The 17,182-nt window shown below is 70.8% G+C and carries 13 protein-coding genes; 3 read left to right on the top strand and 10 right to left on the bottom strand.

What is annotated here, in order from left to right:
• Positions 1 to 6 precede the first annotated feature (6 nt).
• Positions 7 to 2,847 (top strand): BTAD domain-containing putative transcriptional regulator, encoded by a 2,841-nt coding sequence (locus tag AB0C27_RS39865; RefSeq protein WP_357855655.1) that lies wholly within the window; start codon positions 7 to 9, stop codon positions 2,845 to 2,847.
• A gap of 86 nt (positions 2,848 to 2,933) precedes the next feature.
• Here the strand turns inward: AB0C27_RS39865 and AB0C27_RS39870 are convergent, their stop codons facing one another.
• The 9 genes from AB0C27_RS39870 to AB0C27_RS39910 all read right to left on the bottom strand — a co-directional run bounded on the left by AB0C27_RS39870 (position 2,934) and on the right by AB0C27_RS39910 (position 13,356).
• On the bottom strand, positions 2,934 to 3,845 hold the full coding sequence (locus tag AB0C27_RS39870; protein ID WP_357855658.1) for a hypothetical protein: 912 nt from the start codon (positions 3,843 to 3,845) through the stop codon (positions 2,934 to 2,936).
• Between the two features lie 100 nt (positions 3,846 to 3,945).
• On the bottom strand, positions 3,946 to 6,291 hold the full coding sequence (locus AB0C27_RS39875; protein ID WP_357855661.1) for a discoidin domain-containing protein: 2,346 nt from the start codon (positions 6,289 to 6,291) through the stop codon (positions 3,946 to 3,948).
• Positions 6,288 to 7,388, bottom strand: coding sequence for a hypothetical protein (locus tag AB0C27_RS39880; protein ID WP_357855664.1), 1,101 nt, complete (start codon positions 7,386 to 7,388; stop codon positions 6,288 to 6,290). Before AB0C27_RS39880 ends, AB0C27_RS39875 begins: the two co-directional genes overlap by 4 nt.
• Positions 7,385 to 8,776, bottom strand: coding sequence for an alpha-L-fucosidase (locus AB0C27_RS39885; RefSeq protein ID WP_357855667.1), 1,392 nt, complete (start codon positions 8,774 to 8,776; stop codon positions 7,385 to 7,387). The genes AB0C27_RS39880 and AB0C27_RS39885 overlap by 4 nt, the downstream gene beginning before the upstream one ends.
• An 83-nt stretch (positions 8,777 to 8,859) precedes the next feature.
• Positions 8,860 to 9,039 carry a hypothetical protein gene (locus AB0C27_RS39890; RefSeq protein ID WP_357855670.1) on the bottom strand — a complete coding sequence of 60 codons (180 nt, stop codon included), beginning with the start codon at positions 9,037 to 9,039 and terminating at the stop codon, positions 8,860 to 8,862.
• A 12-nt stretch (positions 9,040 to 9,051) separates the two neighbouring features.
• On the bottom strand, positions 9,052 to 9,924 hold the full coding sequence (locus AB0C27_RS39895; RefSeq protein ID WP_346105839.1) for a carbohydrate ABC transporter permease: 873 nt from the start codon (positions 9,922 to 9,924) through the stop codon (positions 9,052 to 9,054).
• 7 nt (positions 9,925 to 9,931) lie between these two features.
• Positions 9,932 to 10,834, bottom strand: a complete 903-nt coding sequence (locus AB0C27_RS39900) for a sugar ABC transporter permease (protein ID WP_357855673.1) — start codon at positions 10,832 to 10,834, stop codon at positions 9,932 to 9,934.
• A gap of 1 nt (position 10,835) precedes the next feature.
• Positions 10,836 to 12,170, bottom strand: a complete 1,335-nt coding sequence (locus AB0C27_RS39905; RefSeq protein ID WP_357855676.1) for a carbohydrate ABC transporter substrate-binding protein — start codon at positions 12,168 to 12,170, stop codon at positions 10,836 to 10,838.
• A gap of 139 nt (positions 12,171 to 12,309) precedes the next feature.
• Complete coding sequence (locus tag AB0C27_RS39910) at positions 12,310 to 13,356, bottom strand: LacI family DNA-binding transcriptional regulator (protein ID WP_357855679.1); 1,047 nt, start codon at positions 13,354 to 13,356, stop codon at positions 12,310 to 12,312.
• Between the two features lie 57 nt (positions 13,357 to 13,413).
• On the opposite strand from AB0C27_RS39910, the gene AB0C27_RS39915 reads away from it, so the two are divergent.
• A complete protein-coding gene (locus AB0C27_RS39915) occupies positions 13,414 to 15,330 on the top strand; it encodes a glycoside hydrolase family 35 protein (protein ID WP_357855682.1) in 1,917 nt (638 codons plus the stop codon).
• A 159-nt stretch (positions 15,331 to 15,489) separates the two neighbouring features.
• On the top strand, positions 15,490 to 16,230 hold the full coding sequence (locus AB0C27_RS39920; RefSeq protein WP_357855685.1) for a methyltransferase domain-containing protein: 741 nt from the start codon (positions 15,490 to 15,492) through the stop codon (positions 16,228 to 16,230).
• Here AB0C27_RS39920 and AB0C27_RS39925 read toward each other — a convergent pair.
• Positions 16,209 to 17,123, bottom strand: coding sequence for a LysR family transcriptional regulator (locus tag AB0C27_RS39925; RefSeq protein WP_357855687.1), 915 nt, complete (start codon positions 17,121 to 17,123; stop codon positions 16,209 to 16,211). The genes AB0C27_RS39920 and AB0C27_RS39925 overlap by 22 nt on opposite strands.
• Between the last annotated feature and the right edge of the window lie 59 nt (positions 17,124 to 17,182).

The raw sequence follows: 17,182 nt of genomic DNA on the forward strand, positions 1-17,182 counted from the left end.
TTGCCGGTGAGCGAACCCGAGCTGTGGCTGTCGGTGCTGGGCCCTGTACGCGCCCGCCGGAACGGGGCCGAGGTCGATCTCGGCTCGCCCCAGCAGCGGCTGGTCCTGGCGGCGCTGCTGCTGGCCCGTGGCCGGGTGGTCGGCCACGACCTGCTGCTCGACGCCGTCTGGGGCGACCGGCGTCCGCGCACCGCCCTCAGCACCCTGCGTACCTACGTCTCCCGCCTGCGCGCCGCACTCGGCGCCGACGCGATCGTCTCCGCCGGGCACGGGTACGCCCTCGACTCCGCCACGTCCGACCTGGCAGCGATGGAGCGGCTGGCGCAGGAGGGCAGGTACGGCGAGGCCCTCGCGCTCTGGCAGGGCGAGCCGCTGGCCGGCCTGGAGGGCGCCTACGCCCAGGCGCAGCGGGCCCACCTGGCCGAGCGGCGGCTCACCCTGCTGGAGCGCAGGATCTGCGAGGACGTCGAGCAGGGCAGGCACGCCGAGGCCGTGGCCGAGCTGACCCCGCTCTGCGCCGAACACCCCACCAGGGAACGGCTGGCCGGCCTGCTGATGCTGGCGTTGTACCGCTCGGGCAGGCAGGCGGAGGCGATCGGGGTGTTCACCGACACCCGCGAGTTGCTGGCCGGGGAGCTCGGCCTCGACCCGTCCGCCGACCTGGTGCGGCTGCACCAGCGGATCATCACCGCGGATCCGGAGCTCGGGGCCGGGCCCCAGGACGACAGGGCGCCCGCCACGCCGGTGCCGCGCCAGTTGCCCGCCGACACCGCGGACTTCACCGGCAGGCAGGCGCACATCGAGCAGGTGACCAGGACCCTGCTCGCGGCCGACGGGTCCGCGCTCGTCGTCGCGGCCGTGGCGGGCGCGGGCGGCATGGGCAAGACCGCCCTGGCCGTGCACGTCGCGCACGGGCTGGCCGACGCCTACCCCGACGGCCGGCTCTTCATGGACCTCCAGGGCGCCGGGCCGCGTCCGCTGGCGCCCGAGGCCGTGCTGGGGGCATTCCTGCGCGCGCTGGGCGTGGACTCCGCGTCGCTGCCCGACGACCCCGGCGAGCGGGCCGCGCTCTACCGCTCGACCCTCGCCGAGCGGCGGGTGCTGGTGGTGCTGGACAACGCGGCGAGCACGGCCCAGGTGCGCCCGCTGCTTCCCGGCGCGGCGGGCTGCGCGGTGCTGGTGACCAGCAGGGCCAGGCTGACCGGTCTGTCCGGCGCCCACCACGTCGATCTGGAGGTCATGCCTCCGGACGAGGCGATGGAGCTGCTGGTCAAGGTGGTCGGCGAGCCCAGGGTGGCGGCGGAGCGCGAGGCCGCGTACGACCTCATGCGGGCTTGCGGGCACCTGCCGCTGGCGATCAGGATCGTGGCCTCCCGGCTCGCGGCGCGGCCCGGATGGAGCCTGGCCAGGATGCGCGACAGGATGGCCGACGAACGCCGCCGGCTGGCCGAGCTGCGGGTGGACGACCTGGCCGTGGAGGCCACGTTCGCGCTCGGCTACGACCAGCTCGACGAGGCGCACGCGTCCGCGTTCCGGCTGCTGGCCGCGCCGAACGGGCCCGACCTGCCGGTGGCGGTGGCCGCGGCCGTGCTCGACATGGACGAGGCGGAGGCCGAGGAGCTCTGCGAGGCCCTGGTGAACGTGAGCCTGCTGGAGTCGCCCGCCCCCGGCCGCTATCGTCACCACGACCTGCTCAAGATCTTCGCCCGCTGCCGGCTGGACGAGGAGTCGCGGCGGGTGGCGATGGACCGGATGCTCGGCTACTTCCTCACCAACATGGCGGAGATCTTCGGGATGATGTACCCCGGCGCGCCGCTGCTCGACACGGTCAGGGTGACCGGCAAGGGCCCGGCGTTCGCGGACCTGGAGGCGGGTCTCGAATGGGGGACGGCCGAGGAGTACGGCATGCTCTGCTGCCTCAACCAGATCGCCGAGACGCCGGGATCGGCCCTGTACGACGCCGTCTCGCTGATCGACATGATGACCGACGTCTTCGACTTCGAGTCCGACACGACCGTCTACGAGCGGGTCGTGGGCCGGATCATCGAGGCGGCGTCCGCCCGTGGTGACCTGGCCGCCGAGGTGTACGCCCGGCGCAAGCGCGGCGAGATCCTGCACGCCCGCAGGGCGATCGAGGCGGCGGTCGAGGAGGGCATGGCCGTACGCGTGGCCGGCCGGGCCGGCGGGCTGGCCCTGCACCACGCCTACGCGGTCAACCTGCTGGCCATGATCGCGCACGAGCGGCGGGAGTACGACGAGGCGGCCGCGATGTACCACGAGTCGATCGAGGTCTGGCGCTCGCTCGGCCACCGCTCGGAAGAGGCCGTCGTGCTCGGCAACCTGGCGCTCGTGCTCAGCGAGGCAGGCTCACACGAGGAGGCGGTCGAGGTCGCGGAGACGGCTGTCGGCATCTCGCGTGACCTGGGGGAGGGCCGGCCGCATCCGCAGATCGTCTACCAGTACGGCGTGGCACTCGGCGCGGCTGGCCGCCACGACGACGCGCTCGACCGCTTCGAGGAGTGCCTGGCGGAGTTCCGCCGGCTCAAGCAGCACACGTGGGTGGGGCTGGCGCTGCGCCGGATCGCGGAGATCCACCTCCGCGCGGGCCTGCCTGACAGCGCTGTCGAACGCGCGGAGGAGGCCCTGGCCATGCTGTCGGAGGTGGCTCAGGTGTGGGCCAGGGGTCGGGTGCTCGCCCTGCTCGGCCGGGCGCTGATCGAGCTGGGCCGGGCCGCGAGGGGCCGGGCCTGCCTGTCGGAGGCGCTGGAGATCCTGGAGCGGCAGCGCCTCCCCGACGCGGACGACGTACGCGCCCTGCTGGCCGAACTCCCGCCCTCGGGCGCCTGATCCTCAGAGATCTTCAGGGATCTTCAGGCGCCCGATCCTCGGGCGGCTGATCCTAGGATTCGGCCGCCCGGCTGCCGCTCAGGTGGCTACTCTTCCTTCTCGGCCAGCGCGCCGCAGGTGAAGCCCTTCTCCCGCTCCGGGTCGAGCTGGATGTCGGACAGGTTGGTCGTCTCGATGGGACGGCGCATGGTCTCCAGCTTGTCGCAGTCGAAGAAGACGTACGTGCCCTCGCTCTCGCCCAGCAGCATCATCCAGCGGCCGTCGTAGAGCGGCTTGTCGTCCTCCGCGTTCTTGATCACCGTCCACTGGTCCTGGAAGCCGACGTAGCTGAGCAGTTCGGGAGCCTGGCCGGTCTCCTGCACCTCGACCGCGCCCTGCACCATCGCGAGGATCAGCAGGAAGCCCAGCCCGAGACCGGTCAGGGCGCCGACGAGCACCTTCGTGGCGGCCCGCCCGACCGGCTTCCTGCGCATCAGCCGGAACGGCACCACGAACGTGACCACGCCGAGCCCGACCGCGATGATCACCATGACGGCGAGGTCGAGGTTGCCGAAGAGGTTGAACAGACCCCAGTAGGTCGCGCCGCACCACAAGGCGGCGATCAGCGCGGCGATCCACGGCCGCCGCCGGATCCCGGTGATCATCTTGCTGAACAGGCCCAGGGTCACCTTGTCGATGAGCCAGCAGAGCCCGACGACGAGGCCGATCGTGGGCAGCAGGATCAGCAGCATCAGGATCAGGGTGCCCATCAGCCGGCCCAGGAGCACGGACTGGTCGATGCCCGCCTGCTGAGGGGTGATGCCGAAGATGCCGTACATCTGCTCGACCCCGAGGTAGAGCACCGCGTAGAGCGTCACGCCGATGGGGACGATGACCGAGCTGATGCTCTCCAGCACTCCGAGAACGCTGCTGCTGCCCTCTTCCCCGGCGGAGGTGTCGGGCGCGGGAGGCTGGGGTATATCGGTGCGGTCATGGACCGCGACCTGGTGATGGGACATGGCGCTCGAAGATAGACCTTTCACATATACGACTTGTTGACGAAAGGTAAACGGGTGGACACCTTAGCGCCCACCCGTTGGTTTGCTGTGCGCCGGGGCCCTACGCGCCGGCGCGGTGCACGGCGATCTCGGTCAGGGTTGGGCTGTAGACCTCCGACGGCAGCAGGCCGGTGAGCGCCACCCGCAGCTTCGCGGTGGTGACGTCACCGAAACCGGTCACCGACCGGTCGTGGCCGACGCCGTCCGAGCCGCTCGCGAAGGTGACCCAGGCGCCGCTCGCGGCGTCCCAGCGTTGCAGGTCGAAGGTGCGCACGCGCGGGTTGGTGCCCGAGTCGGTGTACTCGTCGAGATACACCTCGTCGAACGTCGTGTCCGCGCCGAAGTCGACGTCCAGCGTGATCGGGTACGCCGCGTCGTCGGCTGCCGCCCAGCGGGTCGCCGGGTCGCCGTCGGTCAGGTTCGCGGCCACCAGGGTGCCGTTCGCGCCGGGATGGGTCGAGCTCGCGGTGACCGGCTTGCCGAGGGCCAGGTTGGCGCGGCCGCCCTGCTCGTCCTCGATGGGGTGCTCGTCCACCGGGTTGCGCACCTTCTTGCCGATCCGGCTCTCCGCCATGCCGATGTCGGGCGCGTCCCCGTAGTAGATGTGGGTGCCGAGGAAGTCCTCGGTGCCGAGGTGGGGGTTGTAGCGGCCGGCGTCGATGAGCGGCGAGTCCTTGCGCAGCTTGAAGTGGGCCGCCGCCGTGCGGATGCGGTCGACGCCCGCCCCGGTCACGTACTTCGCCGGGTCGCCGGCGAACTTCGGATCGGTGCGCACGCCCGCCTGGTCGGCCGGCTCCTGGGTGGAGTGGGTGCCGCCGGCCTCGTAGAAGGCGTTGTTGGAGAACACCGCCTGGCGCAGGGCGCCGGTGCGGCGGTACCACGGCGTGGCCTCCGCCTTGGAGGTGTTGTAGAAGATGTTGTTCAGGAAGTAGACCTTGCTCAGGAACGTCTCGTCGTGGACGTAGTCGAGGTCGGCGCCGTCGTAGACGAAGGTGTTGTTCGTGAAGTACGTCGGCGAGTAGTTCGTCGAGAGCATGTTCTTCACGAGCACGCCGTTGTCGTTGACGCTCAGGTTGTAGCGGGCGACCGAGTTGGAGCTGTTGCCCATGTAGGCCATCCAGCCCGCCGCGTTGTCGTGCGAGTAGTTGAACTGGTAGGTGACGTTGAAGTTGGTGTACTCCAGGTCCCACGGGGTGCCGTCGTACTCGTTGTCGGGGCCGCCGTACACCTCGTTGAACTGCATCACCGAGTCGGCGCCGGCCCACAGGTAGAGCCCGCACGAGACCGCGTCGTAGCGCTTCAGGAACCCGTTGACCTCGTTGTACTCGGCCGTCATGTTCTTGCTGTTGGCGAACTGGAACGCGCCCTGGCCGATGCTCTCGGCGTAGTTGTGGCTGATGGAGACGTCCCGGCTGTAGAGGTCGCGGGTGCGCACCCAGAGCTGCTCCCAGCCCTCGTGGAACTTGCCGGCCTCGTCGTACTCGCCGGCGTCCCTGCCGTCGGCGGCGAACCAGTTGAACGCGAACTGCACGGCGTGCAGCTCGACGTTCTCGAACGTGTTGTCCTCGATCTTGACGTCCTTGAAGTGGTGGCCGCCGGTGCCGTACTCCTTGTAGCTCTTGGCGCCGAAGACCTGGAAGTTGACGCCGCCGTAGTGGATCTTCTGCCAGGTGCTGGGGCCGTCGAGGTCGTGGACGTACACGTCGGTGACGCGGAAGTGGTCCATGACGCTGTCCGCGCCGGCCGGGAGCAGGTCGGCGTTGATGGAGACCGCGATGCCGTCCCTGACGTACGTGCCGGTGGTGATGTTCGTGGCGAAGTCGTCGTCGTTGGACAGCTCGACGTGGTCGATCTCGAAGTACTGCTGGTTGCGCAGCACGATGGCGCCGGTCAGGCCGACCGTCTCCGGGTTCTTCGTGCCGTCCGCCTTGAACGGGTTCGGCACCTTGCCGTTCGCCGCGATGTACGGGCGGCGGGCGCGCGGGTCGCCGTACGCCGAGATGGTGATCGGCTTGCCGGCGCTGCCGGAGCCCTTGGGCCACAGCTGCTCGTCGTGCCATTCCTCGCCGGCCTTGAGCAGGATGCGGTCGCCGGGCCGGAACGTGGTCGCGTTCGCCTGGGCAAGGGTGCGCCAGGCGGTCTTGCGCGAGGTGCCGGGCGCCTCGTCGCGGCCGTTCGTGGCGTCGATGTAGTAGTCCGTGCCGCCGGTCCTGTTCGGGGTGTTGCCGGGCAGGGCGCGCTCGGTGGCGGGGGAGGGGCGGCCAGGGGCCTGCGCTGCCGACGCGGCCACGGGGGCGAGCGAGCCCGCGACGAGCGTGGCGAGCAGGGCGGTCAGGCCCGCGCGCAGCGCCCGCGCCACAGGCCGGCGGCGCGCCGGCTCGGGGGGTGCGGTACCGACAGTTTTCACTGTTGCACATCCTCTGCGTTGATGGCGTCCACCGCCGCCGCGTCGATCTCGGCCTCGCCGGCGTCGACACGGTCGCGGATGAACTGGTCGAACTTCTCCTCGACGAGCGACTGCCTGATCCGCCGGGCGTATTCGGCGAACGCCGCGTCCTCGTCGACGGTCTTGTCGTCGAGCTCGTAGTAGGTGATGTGGCCGGCGCCGGGGACCGGGGCGGAGATCTGGCCCTTCTCAAGGGAGCCGAGCACCGCCATGAGGTCCTGGTCGTGCACGGCCGAGCCGCCGCCGCGCTGGGTGGCGGTCGTGAGCTCGGCGCCGGGCTCGCGCTTCGCGAGCCGCGCCAGGCCGTCGGCGGCGGCCACCCGCCGCCGCAGCCCTTCCGCGTAGTCGCCGGACGCGCCCTTCGGCACGGGGACCACGAGCTTGGCGTACGTGTACGTGGTCGCGTTGGCGCTCCACGCGTCCCTGTCCTGCTCGAACGCCTTGCGGACGTCGGCGTCCGTGACGTGCAGCGGGCCGTCCTGGCCGGCGCTGAGCCGCTGCTTCAGTGCCGTGGTCAGCTCGGTGAGCCGGTGGGAGTAGAACTCCTCGGGGGAGAACTCGGCCAGGCCGTACACGACCTCGCCCTTGGCGATGGCGGCCGCGCGGCGTTCGTTCTCGGCGGCCAGTTCGTCCAGGAAGCCCGCGTGGTCGCCGGCCGCGGGCAGGCCCTGCTCCCTGGCCAGGGCGAGCACCGTCCTGTCGTGCTCGATCTGGTCGAGCGCGCGGGCGGCGAGGCGCTGCAGCGCGGTGCGGTCGCCGGCCTGCGCGTTCCAGTCGGTGGGGGTCTTGAGGTGGTAGGTGTTGCGTAACTCGTTCTGCACCCGGGGGGCGAGCATGCGCATGTGGAAGAGCAGCTCGTCGCGAGTCACCGGCTGACCGGCGACGGTGGCGACCCGGTCGGTGCGCTGGCCGAGCACGACCGCGCCGGTGACCAGCAGGGCGACCAGCGCGGCCAGCGCGCCCGCCACCACCAGGACCCGCCGCGACGGGCGGCGGCTCGATGGGTGGTGGAGTTGCTCGCTCCGGTGCGCGCGGCTTTTCGTTGCTGTGGTCTTCATGAGGCGGCCGTCTCTATCGCGGCGACCCGGGCGATGACGGGTGTGTCTCTGGTGCGGGTGATCTCGACCTGGACGGCGTCCACCTCCGCCGGAGGGAAGGTCAGGATGCGCTGGTAGCCCACCGCATTCGCCTCGGCCAGCGTCGTCCATCGGCCGCCGGCGCGACCTCGTACGAGCACGTGCTCGACGCGCTGCCCCTCCGCGATGTGCTCGCCCACGACGACCGCCTCGACCGGCCGGGGCCGGTCGAAGGCCAGCGTGAGTCCGGGGCGCGGGTCGGCGCCGTCCGGCCGCCACGGCGTCCGCGCCTGGCCTGGCCAGGCGGTCGCGGCGTCGCCGGGAGCACCGGACGTCACCGTCACGGAGGCCTCGATCCGCCGGGCGCGGAAGTCCTCGATCCGCCGTCCCAGCTCCGTCAGCACCGCCACGTCGGCCTCGCGCACCAGCCCGTCGCGGGCCGGGGGGACGTTGAGCAGGAAGGTCGCGTTGCCGCCGACCGAACGCAGGTAGATCTCGAACAGCTCGCCGGCGGAGCGGACCTGACCGTCCTCGGCGGGATGGTGGAACCAGCCGGGCCGGATCGAGGTGTTCACCTCGGCCGGATACCAGACCAGGTCGTCCTCGTGCCCCGCCAGGGCGGCCCGGCTGCCCAGGTCGCGCTCGTCGCTGCGGACGAGCCGGGCGAACGTGCCGTCGTCCGCCTGCTGCGAGCGGTCCGCGATCCGTTCGGCGTTCTGCAACGCGCGCGGGACCACGCTCCACTCGTCGGGGCGGGTGGCGCCGGCCTCGTTGCCGCACCAGCGCACGTCCGGGCCGCACACGTTGATGACCGCGTCCGGCTGCAGGTCGCGGACCACCGCGTAGTAGCGCTCCCAGTCGTAGACCTGCCGCTTGCCGTTCGGGCCCTCGCCGTTCGCGCCGTCCAGCCACACCGTGAACACCGGCCCGTAGCGGGTCAGCAACTCGGTGAGCTGGGCGACGTAGAAGTCGTCGTACGCGCTCCCGGCCCCGTACGACGCCTCGGTGCGGTCCCACGGCGACAGGTAGACGCCGAACTTCAGCCCGTGCCGCCGCGCCGCCCGCGCGACCTCGTCCACCACGTCGCCCCGGCCGCCCCGCCACGGCGACGACGCCACCGTGTACGTCGTGACGTCGCTCGGCCACAGGCAGAACCCGTCGTGGTGCTTGCAGGTCAGGATCACCCCGGTCATCCCGGCCGCCTTGAGCGCCCTGACCCACTGGTCGGCGTCCAGACCGGAGGGGTCGAAGCCGACCGGGTCGTCGTGACCCTCGCCCCACTCCCTGTCGGTCATCGTGTTCATGCCGAAGTGGATGAACCCGTAGAACTCCATCTCCTGCCAGGCGAGCTGGCGGGCGCTCGGCCGCACCGTGGCCAGCTTCGGGGCCAGCTTCGGGGCCGGCTTCGGGGCCGGCTTCGGGGCCGGCTTCGGGGCCGGCTTCGGGGCCGGTGTCACCGGAACCGCCGGTTGTAGGAGGCCAGCACGCCCAGCAGCACCGCCAGCGCGACGAGCATGATCGCCAGGCTGCCCCATCCGACGGTGCTGCGGGCGACGACGACCGCCGCCACACAGACGGCCGCGATGATCGTCCGGGTGGTGACGAGCAGCACGCCGCGCGTCGAATCCTTCATGAATGTCTCCTTCTAGCCCTTCACGCCGCCGGCGGCCATGCCCTCGATGAGCCGGCGCTGGATGAGCGCGTACAGGATGAGGACGGGGACGATGACGATGACCATGCCGGCGTACAGGCGCCCGTAGTCGGCCGCCGCCTTCTGCGCGGTCATCAGGTTGAGCAGCCCGACCTGCAGGGTCTTGCCCTCGCCCGGCAGCAGGGTGAGCGCGATGATGAAGTCATTCCAGTAGGCCAGGAAGTTGAACAGGATCACGGTCGTGAGCGCCGGCCGCGCCATCGGCAGCATGACCCTGGTCATGACCTGGAAGCGCGAGGCCCCGTCCAGGGCCGCCGCCTCCTCGTAGTCGGCGGGGATCGAGCGGAAGTACGCGGTCAGCAGGTAGATGCTGAACGGGATCGACGTGGCCGCGTACACGAGCGACAGGACCCCGGGGTTGTCGATGAAGAAGCCGCCGGGCAGGAGGTCCACGAGCGCGCGGTCCCAGTCGACGAGCATGAGGAAGATCGGCACCACGATGTAGTTGACGTTGACGAACAACCCCGCCAGCAGCGCGACCTCGACCAGGCTCCGGCCGCGGAACTCGTAGCGGGCGATGACGTACGCGGCCGGCACCGACACCGCCACGACGAACACCAGCCCGAGCACGGTGACCAGCAGCGAGGTGAAGAAGTACTGGCCCATGCGGGCGCCCACGAACGCGTCGACGTAGTTCTGCAGGTGCAGGCCCTCGGGCAGCGCCCACGGGCTGCCGTAGAACTCGCCCTTGCGCTTGACCGAGGCGAACAGCACCCAGGCGACCGGCACCGCGATGGCCAGCGCGATCGCCGTGACGAGGACGTAGGTGAGCGCGCGGCCCGTCCTGGCCTTGGTGAAAGTGGTCATGTGTCCTCTAGAACTGAAGGGGCTCACGCCGCGTCGCGCGGCTCACCAGCAGCGACACGAGGAACGAGAAGGCGAAGATGACGACGCCGATGGCCATGCCGTAGCCGTACGACGAGTTCGTGTACGCCTGCTTGTACATGTAGCTCAGCAGCACCTCGGAGGAGCCGTCAGGCCCGCCGCCGGTCATCGCGCGGACGAGGACGAAGCTGAGGTTGACCGCGCTCATCACGAAGAACGTCAGCGTCGTGCGCAGGTTCTGCCAGATGAGCGGCAGCGTGATGGCGAAGAACTGGCGGCCGGCCGAGGCGCCGTCGAGCGCGGACGCCTCGTAGACCTCCTCGGGGATGCTCGCCATGCCGGACATGTAGAGCACCATGTAGTAGCCGAGCGACTGCCAGACCATGGCGATGGCCAGCGACCAGAGCACGATGTCCTGGTCGCCGAGCCAGACCTGCCGCAGGCCGTCCAGCGACAGCAGCCGCAGGGTGCCGTTGATCAGGCCGTTCTCCTGGTCGAAGAGGGCGGAGAAGATCGCCGCGATCACGACCACGGACAGCACGCTCGGGACGTAGAGGACGAACCGGTAGAAAGTCCGGCCCCGCAGCCGCTGCCGCGTCATGATCGCCGCCAGGAACAGGCCCAGGCCCATCGTCACGACGGTCACGACGACCAGGAGCGCCACGGTGTTCTGGAACGCCCGCACGAACTGGGTGTCGTCGAGCAGGCGGACGAAGTTGTCGAGCCCCACGAAGCGCATGTCCGGGGAGAAGCCGCTCCACGTGTAGAACGACATCCGGAACACGTTCACGGTCGGGACGATCATGAACAGCACGAACAGCACGAGCGCGGGCAGGAGGCAGGCGAGCACGAACAGGCCGCTGCCCCGCCTGCGAACTGCGGGACCGGCCACCTCAGTTACCCGCCTGGCGCAGCTTCTCGCTGGCGTCGTTCAGCGCGGCCTGCCACTGCTCCTGCGTCTTGTCGCCGCTGATGATGCTGTTGGCGGTGTCGAAGAGCGTGCCCTTGATGTCGACGCCCTCGACGGGCGCGGTGCCGGCGAAGCCGCCGACGAGCGCGGAGACCGAGGGGTCCTCGTAGACCTTGTAGAACTCGGCGTTCTCCCCGGACAGGCTGCTCACGATGCCGTCGATCGGCTGGATCGCGTTCGACTTCGCGAAGATCGCGGCCGCCGCGTCGGAGTAGAGGTAGGCGACGAACTCCTTCGCCGCGTCCTTGTTCTTGGCCGCGGCGGGCACCCAGACCGACTCGACCGAGGTGGTGATGTAGCGCTTGCCGCCCTCGGTGACCGCCGGCAGCGGCGTCAGGCCCCAGGCGAAGCCGTCGGCGCGCGGGGCGTCGGCCATCTCGCCGACGATCCAGGTGCCGTTCGGCATGAACAGGGCCTTGTCGTCCAGGATGGACTGCTGGTTCTTGGTGAAGTCCTGCTCGTTGGCGTAGCCGACCGTGGTCGGCGCGGCGTACTTCAGCAGCCGGGTGGTGAGGTCGAGCACCTGCTTGGCCTGCGGCGTCTGCCACACGCCCTGCTTGTACGTCATGACGTCGGTGTAGAACTGCTCCCCGCCGACGTCGGCCAGCAGCGCGAAGAAGTAGGAGTCGAGGTAGCCCGCGGTCGGGTAGGTGAACAGCGAGATCTTGTCCTTCTTGGCCGTCTCGCCGAGCGCGAACATCTCGTCCCAGGTGGCCGGGACCTTCCAGCCCTTCTTCTCGAACAGGCCCTTGTTGTAGAACAGGCCGGTCGGCGCGTAGTACATCGGCATCGTGTACGTCTTGCCGTCGCCGTACGGGTTGGTGTTGAGGTTGCCCACGATGCCGTCGATCAGCTTGTCGCCGACGGTCTTGTCCTCGCCCGGCACCTTCGCCTGGAGCACGGGCGTGAGGTCTTCGAGCGCCTTGTCCTTGATCAGGGTCTCGGTGAGCGCGGCCTTGCGGCCCTGGCCCAGCACCACCACGTCGGGGAAGCGCCCGGCCTTCATGTTCGGCGAGATCTCGTCCTCGATGCTCTTCGAGATCTGCAGCTGCACGTCCACGTTCGGGTGGGCGCTCTCGTAGGCCTGGATGACCTGGGTGTACATGTCGCGGCCGTAGCCGCCTTCGAGGGCGGCGACGTTGAGGGTCGTCTTGCCGTCCGAGCCGCCGGTGTTCGAGCCGTTCCCTCCGGCCGCGCAGCCGGTGAGCAGTCCGAGCGTCGCGACCGCGGCGGTCGCGAGGACGAGTGATCTCCTCATGGTTCTGGGATCCTTCCGTGGGCACTCAGCCCACCTGACTGGGGGCGGAGGAACGAGTCCGGAGCCGGACGTTGTTACAGTGGCATCGATAACATGGATGGCGCAAGTGGCACTTCGCGAAGTGCCGCTCACCCGGGGTTCAGTGGGCGCGTGGCGGCGCCGTGGAAGCGCGTACCGAGAGTGTGGCGGTGACCAGGGATTCCTCCGACTCCGCGCCGTCCTCGCGCAGCAACAGGGCGACGGCCGCCTCGCCGGAACGGTAGAAGTCCTGCCGCACGGTGGTCAGCGGCGGCGAGCAGTAGGCGGCCAGCTCGATGTCGTCCACGCTGACGATGGAGACGTCCTCCGGCACGCTCCTGCCGCGCTCGCGCAGGGCGCGGATCACGCCGAAGGCCATCTCGTCGCTGGCGGCGAAGACGGCGGTCACGTCGGGGATCATCGCCAGCACCTGCCCCTGCCGGTAGCCGGAGTCGGGCGACCAGTCGCCCTCCAGCGGGGGCGGCGCCGTGACGCCGGCCGCGGCCAGGCACTCCTGCCAGCCCTGGCGCCGCTGGCGGGCCTCGATCCACTCGTCGGGGCCCGCGACGTGCCACACCTGGCGGTGACCCAGGTCGAGCAGGTGCTGGGTGGCCAGGCGGCCCGCCTCCTTCTGGTCGATCCCGAGCACCCTGGCGCTGGCCGTACGTGAGCCGTCGAGCGTGACCGTGGGGATGTCGCGGGTGATGTCCTCCATCTTCTGCGTCACGGAGATGAGCGGTACGGCGATGACGATGCCGTCGACGCCCTGGTCGGCCAGCTTGGACAGGGAGCGCTCCATCAGGCCGGTGTCGAGCCTGGCGATGGTCGCGATGCTCACCGCGTAGCCCGCCTCGCCCGCGGCCGCCTCGACGCCGGCGGTGACCGCCGAGCGCGAGTAGTAGCCGCCGGACTGCAGCAGCACGAGCCCGATCGTGTGGCTGCGGCCCGAGGACAGCACCCTCGCGGCGTTGTTGAAGCGGTAGCCCAGCTGCTCCACGGCGGCCAGCACGCGTTTCCTGGTCTCCGGGTTGACGTTGGGGGAATCGCGCAGGGCGCGCGAGACCGTCTGCGCCGACACCCCGGCGGTCCTGGCCACGTCAGCCATGCTGGGCTGCCTCGTCGGCCGCTCGGTGGCTTTGGTCACGGCGCTCCTCTCTCGCGGCTTCATCAGGGGGATCCTACCGCGCTTGTTACATATGGCATCGATAACATAGGGTCTCCCCTCGTGATCGAGCTCCCTGCGACGCCAAACCCCACGACCTCCGCGGCACCTACGACCTCCGCGGCACCTACGGCCTCTGCGGCGTTCACGGCGTCCGAGGCGTCTGCCGGAACGGCGACGAGCGCGCTCACCTGGTCCGGAGGCCGCCTGCGCCGGCACGGCGTGCCCCATCGCATCCTGTCCGGAGGGTTGCACTACTTCCGCGTCCACCCCGAGCTCTGGCGGGACCGCATCCGCCGCCTGGCCGACCTCGGGCTCAACACGATCGACACCTACGTCGCGTGGAACTTCCACCAGCCCCGCGAGGACGAGGCGCCCCGCTTCGACGGCTGGCGTGACGTCGAGCGGTTCATCCGCCTGGTGGGGGAGGAGGGGCTCGACGTCGTCGTGCGGCCGGGGCCGTACATCTGCGCCGAATGGTCGAACGGCGGCCTGCCGAGCTGGCTCACCGCCCGCGACGTCGCCCTGCGCAGCTCCGACCCCGCGTTCACCGCCGCCGTCGGCCGCTGGTTCGACGAGCTGATCCCGCGCCTGGCCGCGCTCCAGGCCGGCGCGGGCGGGCCGATCGTTGCAGTGCAGGTCGAGAACGAGTTCGGCAGCTACGGCGACGACCAGGCGTACCTGCGCTGGAACCGCGAGGCGCTGACCTCGCGCGGCATCGGGGAGCTGCTGTTCACCGCCGACGGCCCCACCGAGCTGATGCTGGACGGCGGCACCCTGCCCGGCACCCTGGCCGCCGTCACCCTGGGCTCCAAACCCGCCGCCGCCCGGCGGCTGCAGGCGGCGCGGCGGCCGGACGAGCCGTTCGTCGTCGCCGAGTTCTGGAACGGCTGGTTCGACCACTGGGGCGAACAGCATCACGTGCGCGGAGTGGACAGCGCCGTGCGCACGCTCGAAGGGATCATCGCCGACGGCGGCAGCGTGAGCGTCTACATGGCCCACGGCGGCACCAACTTCGGGCTCTGGGCCGGCGCCAACGAGCACGAGGGCCGGCTGCAGCCCACCGTGACCAGCTACGACTCCGATGCGCCGGTGGCCGAGGACGGCAGCCTCACGCCCAAGTTCCACGCCATGCGCGCGGCTCTCGGCGCCCGGGGGCCGCTGCGGGTGCCCGAACGGCTGCCGGTGCTGCCGCCGGCGCGGGTGCCGCTCGTCCGCCGCGCCGGACTGCTGCCCGGCCTGCGCGCCGTGCCCGCGCCCGCCACGGTCGAGCCGCGACCGGCCTCGTTCGAACGGCTCGGGCTCGACGCCGGAATGGTCCTGCACACCGCGCACCCGCGCGTCCCCGAAGGTGAGCACCGGCTCACGCTCACCGACGTACGCGACCGGGCCATGGTCTTCTGCGACGGCACGGTCCTGGGCGTGGCCGGTCCCGGCCTGCCTGAGCTGTCCGTACGCGGGAGCGGGGCCGTCGTACGGCTGGAGATCCTGGCCGAGAGCCTCGGCCGGGTGAACTACGGGCCCGGCCTCGGCCGGCACAAGGGGCTGCTCGGGCCGGTGCTCATCGACCGGCGGATCGTGCAGGGCTGGGAGAGCAGGCCGATCGCCCTCCAGGAGTGGACCACCACCGACCTCGCCACCGCGACCTCAGCCGGCGATTCTGCGGCTGCCGGGGGATTCGCAGGCGCCGCGCCGGTCGGCGCCGGGTTCGCCGAGGCGATCGTGCGCGTCGGGACGCCCGCCGACACCTTCCTCGCCCTGCCGGGATCGGGTCGCGGGCTGGTCTGGGTCAACGGGTTCCTGCTCGGCCGCTACTGGGACATCGGCCCCCAGGTCACGCTGTACTGCCCCGCGCCGCTGCTGCGCGAGGGGGACAACGTCGTGACCGTGCTGGAACTCGAACGTTGCGGCGACGTTCTCGAACTGCGCGACCGGCCGGAGCTCGGGCCGCCGGAGGAGTACGTCGAGGAGTTCGACTGAGTCCACGACTGTCTGCCCGCCCGCCGCCGGCCGCCCGCCGTTCGCCCGCTGTCCGCCCCCGCCTGCCGTCCATCCGCCGTCCGGTGCCGTCCACCTCGACCAGCGCCCGGCTGGTGAAATTCGGTGGACATCGTGCACCCGGATGACCATGGTGAGCGGATGCGACAGCAGGAGATCTGGAACGACGACGTCGCCAGGGGCTACGACACGCCGGGCACCGGAATGTTCGCGCCCGAGGTGCTGGGCCCCGCCGTGGACCGCCTGGCCGAGCTCGCGGAAGGCGGGCGAGCGCTGGAGTTCGCCATCGGCACGGGACGGGTGGCCGTGCCACTGGCCGAGCGCGGAGTGCCCGTCACCGGCGTCGAGCTGGCGCCCGCGATGATCGCGCAACTGCGGACCAAGGTGAGCGAAGCCGTCATCCCGGTGGTCGAGGGCGACATGGCGACCGTCGTGGCGCCGGGCGACTACACGCTCGTCTACCTCGTCTACAACACGATCTCCAACCTGCTCACCCAGGCCGAGCAGGTCGAGTGCTTCCGCAACGCCGCCCGTCACCTCGCGCCGGGCGGACGCTTCGTGATCGAGCTCTGGGTGCCCGACCTGCGCAAGCTGCCCCCTGGCCAGCGGGCGGTCGTGTTCGCGTCCGAGCCGGGGTACATCGGCCTCGACACCGTCGACGTGCTGCGCCAGCACGTCGTCTCCCACCACTTCAGGTTCGACGACAGCGGGCGGGCCGAGCTGTTCCGCAGCCCTCACCGCTACATCTGGCCGGCCGAGCTCGACCTCATGGCCCAGCCGGCGGGGTTCGAGCTGGAGAGCAGGCACGCCGACTGGACCGGCGCCGAGTTCACCGCCGAGTCACGCTCCCACGTCTCCGTCTACCGCCTGCCCACTGCCTGAGCCTCGGGGAGGGCGCCGAGCAGGTCGAGTACGGCGGCGACCGCCGGCGTCACGGTGCGGACCAGCGCGTACGTGGTCCGGGTGATCTCGACCGTGGAGATCGGCCGGAGCACCACGCCGTCGGGCACGCCGACCACGGACGCGACCAGTTCGGGCACCAGTCCGACGCCCAGGCCCTCGCGCACCATACGCAGGACGAGCGCGTAGTCGTCGGCGGTGTGGATGACGTCCGGATGGAAGCCCGCCATGGCACAGGCCCGCCCGAGCAGCACATGGTCGGTGGTGCCCCGAGAGCCCGCGATCCACGGATCACCGCGCAACGTGCCCAGATCCACCGCGCCCAGGTCCGCTGCGGCCGGATGAGTTGCGGGGAGGGCGAGCAGGATCGGCTCGGCGCCCACGAACCAGCGGGAGATCCCCGGCGGCAGGTCCTCGGGGATCAGGTTGTAGGTGAAGGAGATCCCGAGGTCGCAGGCGCCACGACGGAGTGCCTCGACGGTCTCTCGGGGTTCGAGCTCGGCCAGGATGACCCGCAGGCCCGGATGGCGGGTCCTGGCCACGGCCATCGCGGGGAGCAGGCGGTGCACGGCGGCCGTGGCGAAACACGCCACCCGGACGGGTCCGCGCGGGGTCGTGGCCGAGCGGAGATCCTCCTCCGCGGCGTCCAGGGCGTTGAGGACGATGTGCGCGTGCCGTACGAGACGCCGTCCTTCCGCCGTGAGCCGGACCCGGCGCCCGGAACGCTCGAACAGCGGCACCCCGGCCTCGCGTTCGAGCGTGGCCAGTTGCTGGGAGACGGCCGAGGAGGTCATGCCGCAGACCTCGCCCACGGCCGTCATCGTGCCGTGCTCGGCGAACTCGCGCAGCAGGCGGAGTCTGGTGGGATCCAACATCAAGCGATCCTTATAGATCAGCTCACGATTACTAAGTGGACGTTGCCGATTCGACCACG

It is taken from the genome of Nonomuraea sp. NPDC048882, from assembly GCF_040649755.1.
GTDB classification, from domain to species: domain Bacteria; phylum Actinomycetota; class Actinomycetes; order Streptosporangiales; family Streptosporangiaceae; genus Nonomuraea; species Nonomuraea maheshkhaliensis.